General features: G+C 67.7%; 17 protein-coding genes. 11 read left to right on the top strand and 6 right to left on the bottom strand.

Annotated elements, in window-relative coordinates; genetic code table 11:
* Window positions 1-20 precede the first annotated feature (20 nt).
* From U1703_RS13350 to flgB, 4 genes are read right to left on the bottom strand one after another with little or no spacing between them, the layout of a single operon-like run.
* Window positions 21-1,304, bottom strand: coding sequence for a flagellar hook protein FlgE (locus tag U1703_RS13350; protein ID WP_332786075.1), 1,284 nt, complete (start codon window positions 1,302-1,304; stop codon window positions 21-23).
* Window positions 1,305-1,332: 28 nt separating this feature from the next.
* A complete protein-coding gene (locus U1703_RS13345; RefSeq protein ID WP_332786074.1) occupies window positions 1,333-2,031 on the bottom strand; it encodes a flagellar hook assembly protein FlgD in 699 nt (232 codons plus the stop codon).
* 2 nt (window positions 2,032-2,033) lie between these two features.
* Window positions 2,034-2,444, bottom strand: a complete 411-nt coding sequence (gene flgC / locus U1703_RS13340; protein ID WP_320452993.1) for a flagellar basal body rod protein FlgC — start codon at window positions 2,442-2,444, stop codon at window positions 2,034-2,036.
* Window positions 2,445-2,447: 3 nt separating this feature from the next.
* Window positions 2,448-2,798, bottom strand: coding sequence for a flagellar basal body rod protein FlgB (gene flgB / locus U1703_RS13335; RefSeq protein WP_320453183.1), 351 nt, complete (start codon window positions 2,796-2,798; stop codon window positions 2,448-2,450).
* A gap of 267 nt (window positions 2,799-3,065) precedes the next feature.
* Here flgB and U1703_RS13330 point away from each other — a divergent pair, with 267 nt between their 5' ends.
* The 9 genes from U1703_RS13330 to U1703_RS13290 all read left to right on the top strand — a co-directional run bounded on the left by U1703_RS13330 (window position 3,066) and on the right by U1703_RS13290 (window position 10,823).
* A complete protein-coding gene (locus tag U1703_RS13330; RefSeq protein WP_332786073.1) occupies window positions 3,066-3,755 on the top strand; it encodes a MotA/TolQ/ExbB proton channel family protein in 690 nt (229 codons plus the stop codon).
* On the top strand, window positions 3,752-4,294 hold the full coding sequence (locus U1703_RS13325) for a hypothetical protein (RefSeq protein WP_332786072.1): 543 nt from the start codon (window positions 3,752-3,754) through the stop codon (window positions 4,292-4,294). Before U1703_RS13330 ends, U1703_RS13325 begins: the two co-directional genes overlap by 4 nt.
* Window positions 4,291-4,788, top strand: coding sequence for a flagella basal body P-ring formation protein FlgA (locus U1703_RS13320; RefSeq protein ID WP_320452990.1), 498 nt, complete (start codon window positions 4,291-4,293; stop codon window positions 4,786-4,788). Before U1703_RS13325 ends, U1703_RS13320 begins: the two co-directional genes overlap by 4 nt.
* A gap of 147 nt (window positions 4,789-4,935) precedes the next feature.
* On the top strand, window positions 4,936-5,211 hold the full coding sequence (gene flgM, locus U1703_RS13315; protein ID WP_320452989.1) for a flagellar biosynthesis anti-sigma factor FlgM: 276 nt from the start codon (window positions 4,936-4,938) through the stop codon (window positions 5,209-5,211).
* On the top strand, window positions 5,198-5,509 hold the full coding sequence (locus U1703_RS13310) for a flagellar protein FlgN (protein ID WP_320452988.1): 312 nt from the start codon (window positions 5,198-5,200) through the stop codon (window positions 5,507-5,509). Before flgM ends, U1703_RS13310 begins: the two co-directional genes overlap by 14 nt.
* A gap of 236 nt (window positions 5,510-5,745) precedes the next feature.
* Window positions 5,746-6,603, top strand: coding sequence for a lytic transglycosylase domain-containing protein (locus U1703_RS13305; RefSeq protein ID WP_320452987.1), 858 nt, complete (start codon window positions 5,746-5,748; stop codon window positions 6,601-6,603).
* A 3-nt stretch (window positions 6,604-6,606) separates the two neighbouring features.
* A complete protein-coding gene (gene flhA, locus U1703_RS13300; protein ID WP_320452986.1) occupies window positions 6,607-8,688 on the top strand; it encodes a flagellar biosynthesis protein FlhA in 2,082 nt (693 codons plus the stop codon).
* On the top strand, window positions 8,685-9,494 hold the full coding sequence (locus U1703_RS13295) for a sigma-70 family RNA polymerase sigma factor (protein ID WP_320452985.1): 810 nt from the start codon (window positions 8,685-8,687) through the stop codon (window positions 9,492-9,494). The genes flhA and U1703_RS13295 overlap by 4 nt, the downstream gene beginning before the upstream one ends.
* A 102-nt stretch (window positions 9,495-9,596) precedes the next feature.
* Entirely contained in the window at window positions 9,597-10,823 is a 1,227-nt protein-coding gene (locus U1703_RS13290) for an ABC transporter permease (protein WP_332786071.1), read from the top strand.
* A gap of 127 nt (window positions 10,824-10,950) precedes the next feature.
* On the opposite strand, the gene U1703_RS13285 is transcribed toward U1703_RS13290, so the two are convergent.
* Both U1703_RS13285 and U1703_RS13280 read right to left on the bottom strand, forming a co-directional pair.
* A complete protein-coding gene (locus tag U1703_RS13285; protein ID WP_332786070.1) occupies window positions 10,951-11,787 on the bottom strand; it encodes a flagellin N-terminal helical domain-containing protein in 837 nt (278 codons plus the stop codon).
* A gap of 202 nt (window positions 11,788-11,989) precedes the next feature.
* A complete protein-coding gene (locus tag U1703_RS13280; protein WP_320452982.1) occupies window positions 11,990-12,838 on the bottom strand; it encodes a flagellin N-terminal helical domain-containing protein in 849 nt (282 codons plus the stop codon).
* A gap of 297 nt (window positions 12,839-13,135) precedes the next feature.
* Here U1703_RS13280 and U1703_RS13275 point away from each other — a divergent pair, with 297 nt between their 5' ends.
* Complete coding sequence (locus tag U1703_RS13275; RefSeq protein ID WP_332786069.1) at window positions 13,136-14,419, top strand: sigma-54 interaction domain-containing protein; 1,284 nt, start codon at window positions 13,136-13,138, stop codon at window positions 14,417-14,419.
* Window positions 14,416-14,790 carry a flagellar hook-basal body complex protein FliE gene (gene fliE / locus U1703_RS13270; protein WP_320452980.1) on the top strand — a complete coding sequence of 125 codons (375 nt, stop codon included), beginning with the start codon at window positions 14,416-14,418 and terminating at the stop codon, window positions 14,788-14,790. Before U1703_RS13275 ends, fliE begins: the two co-directional genes overlap by 4 nt.

The following is a 14,790-nucleotide window of genomic DNA, read 5'->3' as shown; positions in this document are numbered from 1 at the left end:
CGTTACCCCCGAAGGTCCGTTTAGCTGCGGATGTTGAAGATGGTCTGCGAGATCTGGCTGGCGGTATCGAGCGCCTTGGCATTCGCCTGGAAATTGCGCTGCGCCGCGATCAGGTCGACCAGTTCCTCGGTGATGTCGACGTTCGATCCTTCGAGCGTGCTCGACTTGATCGCGCCGTACGTCCCCTCGCCCGGCGAGCCGATGCTCGGGCTGCCCGACAGGCCGGTCGCCTGCCAATAGCTGTCGCCCGCCTGGCGCAGGCCCGGCATGTTGACGAAATCGGCCAGCGCCACCTTGCCCAGCTTGGCGGTTTCGCCATTCGAGAAGGACGCGATGACCAGACCGTTCTCGCCCACCGACACGCCGGTCAGCGAGCCGATCGCCTTGCCGTCCTGGGTGCGCGAGGCGACCGAGAAGACGCTGCCCGCCTGCGACGTGCCGGTATAGTCGAGCGCGAGTGGCTGCGAGACGTTCGAGCTGTGCGAATTGAAGTTGTCGAATGCGATCGGCTGCTTGGTGGTCATGTTGCCGTTCTTGTCGAACGTCAGCGTGACGGGATCGGACGAACCGCCCACCGTCAGCTGCTTCTCGTCGGCAAAGGTATAGACCAGCCATGTCGTGCTGCCGTCGGCGGGCTGGATCGGGTTGCCCTGCGCATCCTTGTCCAGCGGCTTTTTGACGTAATAGTTGGTCAGCGTCATGGCGTTGCCCGACGGATCGTAGATCTTGGTCTGGGTGGTGTTGTTGTAGCTGGCCAGGTTCGTCCGGTTGAACCCGACGCCCGGTGCCGCCGCCGTGCCCGACAGGTTGAGGTCCATCGACACCTTCTTGGTGGCGATCGGCGCACCGCTGGTCGCGGGCAGTTGCAGCGCGGTCAGGCCATCGACGCCGGTCGCGGTCACGTTGCCGTCGTTGTCGACCGGCAGCACCTGCAACCGGCCGCCGCTGGCGTCGGTCACGAAATTCTGCTGGTCGACCTGGAACGCGCCGTTGCGGGTATATTGCAGCGGGCCCTTGCCCGGATTCTGCACCGCGAAGAAGCCATCGCCCGAAATGGCGAGGTCGAGCGCGTTCGACGAATTGTTGTAATTGCCTTCCTTGAACTCCTGGCGGTTCGACTTGACCACCGTGCCCGACCCGACCTGCTTGGTCGGGTCGGTCGCGAAGTTCGACGCCATGACGTCGGCGAACTGGGCATGGCTCTTCTTGAAGCCGTTGGTGCCGACATTGGCGATGTTGTGCGAGATCACGGACAGGTCGGTCTGCGAAGCCTGGAGACCGCTCAGCGAGGTATAGAAGGACATGGGCTCAGTACCTTGGTGGGGAGTGAGATCAGCCGACCGAGCGGACGGCGGAAAGGTTGACCTGGCCAAGCCCGGCCACGGTCAGGACGGGTTCGCCATTGGTCGGCATCGACACCGACTGGACGGGTGCCCAGACCAGCGGGCGACCCGAGACGGCGGCGGTGCCGTCATTGGCGTTCATCGTGATGGTGAACGGGCCGCTGCCCGCCGCCGCGCCGGTATCGGTCTTGCCGTCCCAGTCGAAGCTGGTGGTGCCCGCCTTCTGCGCGCCCAGCGACAGCGTCTTCAGCGGCGTGCCTTGCGCGTCGGAAATGGTGACCAGGACGTTGGAGGCCGCCTGGTCCAGCTCGACCGCGCCCGCGACACCGCCGGTGGTCCGGGCATAGGCGACCGCGCCGGGGGTCAGCACCGTCTTGCCGACATAGCCCATGGCGTCGGCCTTGGTCGTGCCGTTCATCTTGGCGGCCATCGCCGCCAGCGTGGTGTTCATCTCGGAGATGCCCGCCACGCTGGAGAACTGCGCCATCTGGGCCACCATCTGGGTGTTGTCCATCGGCGAGAACGGGTCCTGGTTCTGCATCTGCGCGGTCAGCAGCTTCAGGAAGGACGACTGGTCCAGCGTGTTCGACTTCTTGGCCGCGGTCGTCGCGGACGAACCGCTGGCCGAGCCCGAACGCCGGATGCCGATCGCATCCAGGGTCGAATCCATGGTGGTCGAAACGGTCATGCTCAGCGGCCCAGCTTGAGGGTATCGAGGATCAGCGACTTGGCCGTCTGCATCACCTCGACATTGTTCTGATAGGTGCGCGAGGTCTCCATCATGTCGACCAGCTCACGGGTCTCGTCGACGGCGGCCTCGTAGATATTGCCGTCCTTGTCGGCCAAGGGGTTGTTCGGATCGTGCCGCTTGGTCGGGTCTTCCCCGGCGGTCACGATCTTCTCGACATCGACGGTGGACAGGCCGGTCGCGGCGTCGAAGCTGGTGCGGAACACCGGCTTCATCGTCTTGTATGCGGTGTCGGCCGACCCGGCGACGCCCCCGGCATTGGCCAGGTTCGACGCGGTCGTGTTCATCCGGATCAGCTGGGCCGACATGGCGCGCCCTGCGACCTGGAAGATGGACATGGGGTTGTTGGCCATGGCTTATTCGCCCTTCAGCGCGCGGGTGATGGTGCTGATCCGGCCGTTCAGGAACGACAGCGTCGTCTGATACTGGACCGCGTTTTCGGCAAAGGCGGTCTGTTCCTGGTTCAGCTCGACGGTGTTGCCATCGAGCGAGGTCTGGAGCGGCATGCGGTATTTCAGCGCGTCGCCGATACCCCCGGACTGCCCCGGGCTGCCCTCGACCGCGGCCAGCGCCGACTTGAAATCGATGTCGCGCGCCTTGAAACCGGGGGTGGAGGCGTTGGCGATGTTGGACGCCAGCACACCCATGCGTTGGGCGCGGACCTCCAGAGCGGCTCCGTGCACTCCGAACAGCGTTTCATTGGCCATCGTCATTCCTCCTTCCCGGCGCGACATCCTGCGCCAGCGGGGATACGCAACAGCCGTGCCAATTCGGCGAAGGGCCGAAAAGCCGGGGGCAGGCCCACACCGGCAGGACCGATCCGGCAAGCGGTTGCCGCCCGGTTGCCGCCGCCCTTGCCGCCCTTTGCCGATTGTCCGTCGGGAACCCGCGCGATGCCGCCACTCCGCCCGTGCTCCACCCGATGACGCGGGGCGCGGCGTGCGTTTGGCCCGCCCCTTGCACAGTGCGGGCGCATGAACGGTCTGCCGCCCCTCTCCCAATTCTTCGACCCGGCCGCGCTGGCGATCGTGCTGGGCGGTACGCTGCTCGCCACGTTGCTGCGCACGCCGTGGCGCGATGCGGGGCGCAGCGTGCGGGCCCTGGGCGTCCTGATCCGGTCGCCCTATTCGGCCGAACCGCTGCTCGAACAGATCACCCATCTCGACCGGATCGCACGCCGCCACGGCGTCCTGACGCTCGACCGATCGGTCATCACCGACCCCGACCTGGCCGAGGCGATCGCGGCGATCGTCGATGGCGAGCGGCCCGATACGGTCATCGCGCGCACCCGCCATGCGCGGCTGGCGCGGATCGAGCGGCATCTGGTAGTCGCCGATGTCTGGGCGGGCGCCGCCGAGGCCGCGCCCGCCATGGGCATGGTCGGCACCCTGATCGGACTGGCCGCGATGTTCGCCACGATGAACGACCCGCAACGGATCGGCGGCGCGATGGCGATCGCGCTGCTGGCGACTCTCTATGGCGCGCTGTTCGCCAACCTGGTCGCCCAGCCCATCGCCGCGCGCCTGCGCCGCGCCGCCCGGATCGAGGCGTTCGAGCGCACGCGCATCGAGCTGCCGCTGGCCGCCTTGGCCGCGCGGGAGGCGCCCGGCGCGGCGATCCAGGCGCCGACCCCGCCGCGCCGTCCGCTGGCGACCGTGGCATGACCGAATTCGAATTTCCCGCGACGCCCCCCGGCCGCCCGCTCTGGCTGGTGACGCTGGCCGACCTGGCGCTGTTGCTGGTCGGCTTCCTGGTGCTGGTCCAGGCGATGGGAAGCGAACGTCGCCCCGCGCTGGTCGATGCGCTGCGGGCAGAGTTCGGCTGGGCCACGCCGGTGCCGCATGTCCCGGTGGCCGCCCCGCCGCCGATCATGCCGGTGGCCGCCGCCGCGCTGCGCTTCGCGCCCGGCTCGGCCGAACCGCTGGATCCCGATCCGCTGCTCGTTCCCTGGGCGCGCGAGGCGCTGGCCGATCCGCGGGTCCGCCTGTCGGTCACCGCCGCCACCGACGGCAGTGCGGCCGATGTCGATCCCCTGACCCATAGCGCGGTCGTGCTGGCCGCCGATCGCGCGCGCGCTGCCGCCGCGCTGATCGGGCCGGTCGCCGCCGACCGCCTCACCCTCTCTACCGCCACCGCGCCCGGCCAGCGGACCGCGCTGGTCACGCTGGTCTTTTCCGGCGAATCGCAAAGGAAGTCCCGATGATCCTGTCCCTATTGCTGGCCGGTGCCGCCGGTTTTCAGGATGTCCGCGCGCTCGACGCCGCCGTCGCCGCCTTTACCGGCCGCCCGGTCGGCATAGAGGGGGGGGCGCGTTCGGGCGTCGATGCCCGGCTGAAGCTGGCGCAATGCCCCACCGTCGCGCTGTCGTGGCGGACCGAGGCGCATGATGCCGTCGTCATCGCGTGTTCCGCGCCGCAATGGCGCATCTTCGTGCCGGTCCTCGCCATGCCCCGCCCCGCCCCGCCCGCCGCCGCGATACCGGCGGTCGCCATACGCCTGGAGCCGGTGATCCGGCGCGGCGATCCGGTGACGGTGGAGGCGGGGTCGGACGGCTTTTCGATCAGCCGCGACGGCGTGGCGATGGCCGATGCCACGCCCGGCGCGCACTTCCCCGTGAAGATCGATGCCGCGCGCCAGCCGATCCAGGCCGTGGCCCTGTCCAGCGGCCGCGCCACCCTGCCCGGCTGGACCGAGTGATCCCCGAGTCCGCCCCCCGGGATATCGAGTCGGCGCGCAGATTTCTTTCTAAAGGATTTCACCGCCCGGCCGTTTCATGGGATGTCAGCGAAACCGATAGGTGCGGGCATGGTGGAAATAGCAACTTCAAGGCCGAATGCCGGGGACATGAGGATCGCACGGGTGACCGGCGCGGCTCGTGGCCTGGCGACCGCAGAAGCGGGTCTCGCTTCGGCGTCGGCTGCGACGCCGAAGGCGGGGGGCGACCAGAGCGCGCTGAGCGGCCTGGCCAGCGTCATGGCGAGCCATCCGCCGGTCAACCAGGAACGCATCGCCATGATCAAGAAGGCGATCGCCGACGGCCATTTCCCGATCATGCCGGCGACCATCGCCGACCAGATGATTGCCCTGAAGCTGAGCTGGAACAACAATGACGCGGCGTGACGCCCTGATCCGGGTCATCGAGGCCCTTCATCGTGAGATCGCCGCGCTGAAGGTCAACGACGTCAGCGCGCTGGAGCGCGCGACGACCGAGAAACTGGCCGCGATCGAGGACGTCGCGGCGCTCGGCACCGGGCCCGCCGGACCGGAACTGCGCGAACTGGCCGACGAGGCCAACCGCCTGAACGAGACGTGCCGCATCTATGTCAACCTGATGGCGGCCAATGTCCGTCGCCGGTTGCAGACCCTGACCGGCGATGCCGGTGGCGGGTATCGCCCGATGATGCGCGCTTACGCCTGATTGCCGCCCGCTTGCCGCCTGCCGGGCGGCAAGGGCTTGCCGCTTTGCCGGATAGGCCGCCTACCGACCGTTGCCGCCTGCCCTGCCCTCCCACCCCCAACACCTCGCAAAGCCCGGTTTTTCTGGGCTTTTTTGTCGAATTTCGCGATGATCCGCACATCGCCCAACGATCTCCCCGGAATTGGCACGCCGCTTGCTGAGTAAGTCCCGAACAGGGGCTTTGACCATTTAACAGCATGACCGTCCAACCCGTTTCCCAAGCCAGAGTCCAATCGGCCATCGCGCTGGCATCCAGCCGCACGGGCGTCGATTTCGGCTATCTGCTCGGCCAGGCCAAGCTGGAGTCGGGGCTGAACGCGAATGCGCGGGCGGGCACCTCCTCGGCATCCGGGCTGTACCAGTTCGTCGAACAAAGCTGGCTGGCGGTCGTCAAGAAGCACGGCGCCGAGCATGGCCTGGGCTGGGCGGCGGACTCGATCGGCCAGTCGGGCGGACGTTATTATGTCAGCGGCGACGCGCGGGCGGCGGTCATGGGCCTGCGCAACGATCCCACCGCCGCCTCGCTGATGGCCGCCGAGCACGCGTCGGACAACAAGGCCGCGCTGGAATCGACGCTGGGCCGCGAGGCGGGCGGCACCGACCTGTACATGGCGCATTTCCTGGGCCTGGGCGGCGCGACCAAGTTCCTGGGCACCATGGCCAGCAATCCACAGGCCAGCGGCGCGGCGCTGTTCCCGGCGGCCGCGCGCGCCAACCGTTCGGTCTTCTATGCCGCCAATGGCCAGCCGCGCTCGCTGTCGGATATCTACGACCGTTTCGCCAACAAGCTGGCGGGCACCCAGGCGGACGGCAACGAAACCCGCGCCGCCAATCTGCAATTCGCCGCACAGACGCTGGCGCTGCAGGCGATGAACGGGGAGGCCACCGTGGTCACCGGTTCCAACGAAAGCCCCGCCGACGCGATGGCCTGGGCCAACAGCACGATGAACCAGCTGGGCCTGCGCCATGCGAACGTCACCGGCGACAGCGTGCTGCGGCCCAAGCCCGATCATGCGCGCCTGGCATATATGATGCTCGCACGGATGGGTGGCTAAGCGATGGGCAAGCTCTTCTCCGGTGGCCGCACCATGGCCCTGCCCGCGGCGATCCTGCTGCTGGTGCTGGTCATGGTCGTGCCGATCCCGCCCGCGCTGCTCGACATCTTCTTCGTCGCCAACATCGCGATCAGCCTGGCGGTCCTGATGGTCGCGCTGAACGCGCAGAAGCCGCTCGACTTCTCGGCCTTCCCTACCGTCCTCCTGTTCGCCACCCTGTTCCGCCTCGGCCTGAACGTCGCCTCGACCCGCATCGTGCTGGTCCACGGGCATGAAGGCGAAAGTGCGGCCGGTCACGTCATCGAGGCGTTCGGCACCTTCCTGATCGGCGGCGATTACGTCGTCGGCCTCTTCGTCTTCGCGATCCTGATGATCATCAACCTGATCGTCGTGACCAAGGGCGCAGGGCGCGTGTCGGAAGTGTCCGCGCGCTTCACCCTGGACGCCCTGCCCGGCAAGCAGATGGCGATCGACGCCGATCTGAACGCCGGTCTCATCACTCCGGACCAGGCCAAGGCGCGCCGCGTCGAGGTGTCGACCGAGGCCGATTTCTACGGCTCGATGGACGGTTCGTCCAAGTTCGTGAAGGGCGACGCGGTCGCCGCCATGCTGATCCTGGCGGCCAACATCGTCGGCGGCCTGATCCTGGGTCCGGTCAGCCACGGCATGGGCATCGCCGACGCCGCCAAGACCTATATCCTGCTCGCCATCGGCGACGCGCTGGTCGCGCAGCTCCCCTCGCTGATGCTGTCGATCGCCGCCGCCGCCATCGTGACGCGCGTGTCGTCGGACAAGGATCTGGCGGGCCAGATCGGGTCGCAGTTCGGCGCGTCGAAGACCTGGCTGCCGGTCGCGGTGATCCTCGGCCTGCTGGGCGTGCTGCCCGGCATGCCGCACCTGATCCTGCTGCCCGCCGCCGCCATCGCCGGGTTCACCGCATGGAAGCTGCGCCAGATCGAGAAGCGCCCGGTCCTCGCGCCCCCCGCCCCGGCACCCGAACCGGTCGACCCCTCGCGCATCGCCTGGGACGAAGTGATCGACGGCATGCAGGTGCATATCGACATCGGTTACGGCCTGGTGCCGCTGGTCGACGAGCGTCGCGGTGCGCCGCTGATGGCCCGCATCACCGGTGTGCGCCGCCAGCTGTCCAAGGATCTCGGCTTCGTGGTGCCGCAGGCGCGCGTGCGCGACGACATCAACCTGGCGCCCTATAGCTACCGCATCCTCATCAACGGCGTGGTCGCCGCCGAGGACCAGGTTTCGCCCGACGAGATGCTGGCGCTCGACACCGGCCAGGCGTTCGGCACGCTGAACGGCAAGCCGGTCAAGGACCCGACCTTCGGCCTGCCCGCGACCTGGATCCTGAAGGGCGACGCCGATGCCGCCACCGGCATGGGCTATCTGGTCGTCGATCCGGGCACCGTCATGGCCACGCACCTGAACCATATCCTGGGCTCCAACGCGTCCGAGCTGCTCGGCCCCGACGAGGTGCAGGCGCTGCTCGACGGGCTGAAGGAACGCGCGGCGCAGCTGGCCGCCTCGCTCTGCCCGACGCCGCTGCCGCTGACCACGCTGACCCAGGTGCTGAAGGGCCTGCTGGCGGAGAACATCTCCCTCAAGGAGTTCCGCCGCATCGCCAGCGCCATCGCGGTCGCCGCGCAGAAGACCGCCGATGCCGAGGATATCATCGAGCTGATCCGCCCGAGCCTGGGCGGCCTGATCATCCAGAAGCTGTGCGGCGTGCGCGAACCGCTTCGCGTCATGACGCTCGACGGCCAGCTCGAAGGGCTGCTCGCCCAGGCGATGCGCGCCGACGTGTCGCGCCGCCATGTCATTGAACCCGATCTGGGCCAGCGGATCACCACCGCCCTGACCCAGGCCGCCGAACCGCTGATCGCCGAGGCCAAGCCCTTTGCCCTCGTCGTACAGCCGGGCGTGCGGGTGGCGATGCGCAAGCTGTTGCGCACCTGCCTGCCCGACGTGCCCGTCCTCTCCTTCTTCGAAGTGCCGGAAGACAAGCCGGTCGAAGTCGTCGCCGTCATCGGCGCCCCCCATCACTCCCAGCAACAGGCGATTGCTGCATGACCTCGCACCCTCTCAGCGGCGCATTCATGAACGCCCAGCCGATCAATCCGGCAAGCTTCGACCCTGCGCTGATCAACCCGACCGTCGCGGACCAGCCGCTGACCTATCGCCCCGTGCCGCGTGGGCCGGGTCGCGACGCGAGCGCGCTGATCCGCCAGCACCTGCCGCTGGTCCGGCGCATCGCGTGGCATGTCCATGGATCGATGTCGAACCTGGTCGAGATTGAGGATCTGGTCCAGGTCGGCCTGGTCGCCCTGGTCGAGGCCGCCGCCTCGTTCGAGGAGCGCGGCGTCGAGTTCGGCCATTATCTCAAGGCGCGGCTGCGCGGCGCGATGATCGACGAGTTGCGCCGCCAAGCGACGACGACGCGCGGTGCGATGCGCCGCCGTCGCGACTATGCCAAGGCGGTGTCGGCCCTGTCCCAGGCGACCGGCCAGGCCCCGACCGACGAGGTCGTGGCTCAGAAGCTGGGCGTGACCGTCGAGCGGCTGCGTACGGAATACAAGACCGCCGAGGCCATCCGCATGGAGGCGATCGACGACATCTATTCCGACGATATGCCCTGGTTCGCCGACGACACGCCCAACGCCTTCGAACAGCTGGCCGAGAGCGACCTGCGCGACGCACTGATCGCCGCGATCGGCGCGCTGCCCGAGCGTGAGGCGATGGTCATCCAGCTCTATTATGTCGAGGAACTCAATCTCGAGGAAATCGGCCAGGTCCTGGGCGTCGGCGCCGCACGCGTCTGCCAGATCAAGAGCGCCGCGCACGCCCGCCTGAAAAAGGCCCTCGCCGCGCAGGCGTGAGGGGCGAGGCGGTGGGACTCGCCATGCCGCCGCCATCATAATCCTCTTCCCGTCGGGAGCCCTGCGCGCCTAAGCCTTCCCCCTTGATCCGGGGGGAAGAGCATGCTGGCATCCCATGAACGTCGACTGATCGCGCGCTATCTCTGGCCGGGTGCCGGTGGGCGGCTGGTCCTGCTGGTTGCTGCAATCGGATGCATCGGTGTCGCGATCGGTGTCGCCTCGCTGGTCCTGGTCGTCGCCGTCATGAATGGCGCTCAGGCCAAGCTCGCCAGCACCGTCGCGCCCGTCGACGGACATCTCAGCATCACCGCGGCCGCGCACCAGCGCATGAACGAGACCCAGGTCGCCGCGATCGTCGCGCGTCTACCGGGCGTTGCGCGCGCCGAGCCGCTTCGCGAAGTCACCACCGCGCTCAGCGTCGACGGACGCATCAGTTCGGTCCGGGTCCAGGGGCTGACGCCGGAGGGCATCGCCCGTCATCCCGCCCTGGTCCGCCCGGCCATGGGGGTACGACCGAACGCACCCGGCACCATCGCAATTGGCCAAAATGCCGCATTGCGACTCGGCCTGCTGCCCGGCTCGCCCGTCGCGATCGGCCGGGTCGCGGTCGGCCCGGACCAGTCGGTTGATCTGCAACTGTTCGAGGTGCGGGTTTCGGGCCTTTATGACGATGACGAGGCGGTCGGCGGGAAGGCACCGGTCCTGCTCGGCCCGGTCGACGGCCTCGCCGTTCTGGATGGCCCGGCCGTCACGCGCCGCGTGGCGGTGACGCTCAACCGGCCCGAGGACGAACCCGCCATCCTCGCCGCGATTCGCCGGCACCTCGGCTCCGCCTATCGCATCACCAGCTGGATGCAGACGAACCGCACCCTTCTCGCGGCGCTCGCGACCGAGAAGGTCGGCATGACGATCGCCGTCGGTCTGGTCACGGTGATCGCGCTGTTCAACATCCTGTCGTCGATGACCCTGCTCGCCCGGTCGAAGCGGCGCGAGATCGCTGTGTTGCGCAGCATGGGGACGTCAGCGTCCAGCATTGCACGCATATTTGCCACGGTCGGCAGCGTGATTGCCGCATCTGGCGCGACGGCGGGAATGGCCCTGGCGGGCGGAATGTTGGCGCAGCGCGACCGGATTGCGGCGCTCATGTTGTGGCTGGTGCCAGCACGCGCGGCGGAACTCGACCTTTTCCTGTCGTTGCCCATCGGCATTGCCGCCCATGAGGTGGCGACGATCGGTGTCTGCGTGATGGCGGGCGCCGTGCTGGCCAGCCTGTATCCGGCATGGGCCGCGTCGCGCGTGCCGCCCGCGCTCGTGCTGCGCGGCGAATAGACAAAAAGAAACCCCGGCAGCCCGAAGGCCGCCGGGGTTTGTCCTGCAAACCGGTCCGCGAAGGCGCAGCCGGTTGGCCCCGGCACCCGAGTGGGGGCGCGGTGCCAGGGCGCTCAGGAACCTGGTATTACTGGCCGAGCAGCTTGAGCACGCCCTGCTGCGACTGGTTGGCCTGGCTCAGCATCGCGGTCGAGGCCTGGCTGAGGATCTGGGCCTTGGCGAGCGCGGTCGTCTCGGCCGAGAAATCGGTGTCCTCGATACGGCTGCGCGCCTCGGAAAGATTGGTGGCGTTCGAGGTCAGGTTGTTGATCGCCGACTGGAGCCGGTTCTGCACCGCGCCCAGGCCCGAACGGAAATTGGCGACCCTGGCGATGGCGGTGTCGAAATCCTCGAGCGCGGGCGGCGTCGACGAGTTCAGCCGCTGGTTCGTGAAATCGATGATCGTGGTCAGGGTCGTGTCGGTCTTCAGATTGCCGAACGTCATGGTCAGCGCATCGCTGGTATAGGCGCCCGCCTGGATCTGGACCGAGCCCGAAACGCCGGCCGTCCCGTCGAACAGCTTCTGGCCGTTGAAGGTGGTGTTGGTCAGGATGGTCGAGATCTGCGCCGACAAGGCGTCCTGTTCGACGGTGATGCTCGTCTTGTCCTGCGCCGAATAGGTCGCGTTGGCCTTCTGCACCGCCAATTCGCGCATCCGCTGCAGCATGTTGCTGACTTCCTGGAGCGCGCCTTCGGCGGTCTGCGCCATCGAGATGCCGTCGTTCGCGTTGCGCACGCCCTGGTTCATGCCGCGAACCTGCGCGGTCATCGAGGACGTGATGGCGAGGCCTGCCGCGTCGTCCATCGCCGAGTTGATGCGCTTGCCGGTCGACAGGCGGTTCATCGACACGTCCAGCCCGTTCTGGGCGGAAACGGATGCGTTGGCGGCACGTAAGGCCGTGATGTTGGTGGCGATCACCGTCATGGTTGTTCTCCAAAGCTGGAGCTCTCCGCCGCCCCCAAGGCGAAGGTCGAGCTGCCACCACGGAAAACGGTCGCCTTGCGCCGCACTTTAGGAAAAAATGCAGCGGGCGACGATTTTTTTCTAAAACCGCCCCCCGCCATCGGTTCGCGATGGTGGGGGGGGCGGTCCTTTGATCCGGGAGGACGATCCCGGAACCCTGGGATTAACCGAGCAGCTTCATCACGCCCTGCTGCGACTGGTTCGCCTGGCTCAGCATCGCGGTCGAGGCCTGGGCGAGGATCTGCGCCTTGGCGAGCGCGGTGGTTTCGGTCGAGAAGTCGGTGTCCTCGATGCGGCTGCGTGCTTCGGACAGGTTGGTCATGGTCGAGGTGGTGTTGTTGACCGCCGACTGGATCTGGTTCTGGGTCGCACCCAGACCGGCCCGTGCCGTCGCCACCGCCGTGATCGCGGCGTCATACTGGGCCAGCGTCGCAGCGGCCGATGCCGTCGCGGCGTTCGCCGCCGTCTCGCCGCCGCCGCCGGTCACGGCGACCAGGGCCGCGCTGCCGGTTGCCTTGGAGAAGTCGGTCGACTTCAGCGTGATCGCATCCGCCGAGCTGGCACCCGTCTGGATGTTGAAGCCGGTGGCAGCCGCGGCGTTGAACAGCGCCTTGCCGTTGAAGGTGGTGTTGCTGACCACGCTGTTGATCTGCACGGCCAGGGCGGCCTGTTCGTTCTGGATGTTGGTCTTGTCGGTCGCCTGGTAGCTGTCGTTCGACGACTGCACCTTCAGTTCGCGCATCCGCTGCAGCATGTTGTTGACCTCGTCCAGCGCACCTTCGGCGGTCTGCGCCATCGAGATGCCGTCATTGGCGTTGCGGATACCCTGCGCCATGCCGCGGATCTGCGACGTCATCGATGCCGAAATCGCCAGGCCTGCCGAGTCGTCCGCTGCCGAGTTGATGCGCTTGCCGGTCGACAGGCGGTTCATCGAGGTGTTCAGGGCGTTCGACGCCATGTTGTTGGCAGCAGTGGCACGCAGGGCGCTGATGTTCGTGGCGATAACAGTCATGGTTCGTCCTCCAAATTTCCCGACGGTCCCCTCGTTGTCCGCTGGGACCCTCGAGCCGTCGAAATGAAGAACGGCCGCATTCCGGCAGGTTTTAGCCGCCAAACGGCAATTTCCTGCCCTTAAGTTTTGCCGGTTTTGCCGTTTCACGGGCGAGCGGGCGGGCTGGCGCGCCCCTGCCCCCGCCCCGGCGCAGGCGGGCGCATCGCGCGCGGAAAAAACTTGCCGCAACGATTGCCGCATTAACCCGCACTTTACCAAGGAAAGGGCATTGCGAAGTCACGAAAGGACTTGTCGCCGATGCCGTCGATTCACCCCTCCCCCGCGCTGGTTAAGCAGAAATACGCGCTGATTTCCGCTTTGCGCGCCCAAGGTCTGGCCCTTGCCGAACCCGGCGCTGCGCCTCAGGCCGGGGATATGTTCCTGCTGGCACCGGGCGACATGGTCACCCATCCGACCCGCACCGTGATCGTGGCCGACGGCCCCGTCGCCTCGATCACCCCGATGCAGGGCGGCCAGCCGATCACGGTCACCTATCCGAGCAGCGAGGCAGGCGTCGGCAACAGCGTCGTGCGCGCCCTCGTCGCCGGTCCGCAGATGCCGACCGCCGCCGACCCGGAAAGCCTGGCGCTGTTCACCCTGGCGGAGCGCGTGGCCCAGTCGGACATCACCGTCCTGATCAACGGCCCCACTGGCACCGGCAAGGAAGTGGTCGCCCGCACCATCCACGCCCAGTCCGCCCGCGCGAACAAGCCGTTCGTCGCGATCAACTGCGCCGCGCTGCCCGAATCGATGCTCGAGGCGCTGCTCTTCGGTCACCAGAAGGGCGCGTTCACCGGCGCGGCGCAGGCGGGCGAAGGTTTCTTCCGCGCGGCGGACGGCGGCACGCTGCTGCTCGACGAGATTGCCGAAATGCCGCTTCAGCTGCAGGCCAAGCTGCTGCGCGTGCTGCAGGAGCGCGAGGTGATCCCGCTCGGCGCGTCGATGCCGCAGTCGGTCGACGTCCGCGTCATCGCCTGCGCCAACCGCGATCTGCAGGCCGAAGTGGCGGCAGGCCGGTTCCGCGCCGACCTTTACTACCGCCTGTCGGTCTTTCCGCTGACCACCAAGTCGCTGTGCGAGCGTCGCATGGACATCCCCGCGCTCGCCGCGACGATGATCCTGCGCCATGCCGCCGGTCGCACCGCCATTCCGTGGCCGAGCACCGCCGCGATCGACAAGCTGGCCATGCACAACTGGCCCGGCAATGTCCGCGAGCTGGAGAATGTGATCCAGCGCGCGCTGCTCTTCGCGGGCGGTGCGACCATCGAGCCCGAGCATATCGTGTTTGACCGCCCGATGATCGCCAACGACCTGGACGACGAGCCGCTGACCGTGACGACCGCGGAAGCCACGCTGGGCAAGGTCGTGCAGATGAGCGAATTCGCCGCGATCCGCGACATGCTGGCCGCGTGCGGCGGCAACCGGGTCGAGACCGCCAAGCGCCTGGGCATCTCGGAGCGTACCCTGCGCTACCGCCTGGCCAAGGCGCGCGAGCAGGGCGAAGAGATCATCCGCCCGTCTAGCCGGGCCGTGATGGCATGAGCGTCGGTGGCATCGGCGGCGCAATGAGCGTCGACCGGGTGATGGCGCTTCGCGCCCAGATCCTGGAACGCAATCAAGCGCTGAAGGCGGCAAGCCAGGCCGGTGCCAACCAGGCGGCACAGGCCGCCTCGACTCAAGCTCCCGCGGCCCCGGCGACCTTCGCCGACACGCTGGAGACCGCGCTGAAGGGCGTGAACGAAGGCCAGCAACAGGCCGCCCGACTCTCCGAATCCTATGAACGCGGCGAAACCGTCGACATCGCCAAGGTGATGATGGCGCGCCAGCAGGCATCGGTCGGGTTCGAGGCCACGCTGCAGGTCCGCAACAAACTCCTGTCCGCCTATAAGGACATCATGAGCATGCCGGTGTAA

The sequence above is a fragment of the Sphingomonas flavida genome, assembly GCF_036663655.1.
Lineage (GTDB): Bacteria > Pseudomonadota > Alphaproteobacteria > Sphingomonadales > Sphingomonadaceae > Sphingomonas.
The sequence above is the reverse complement of the archived record's forward strand: the minus strand, read 5'-3'. Positions and strand labels throughout refer to the sequence as shown.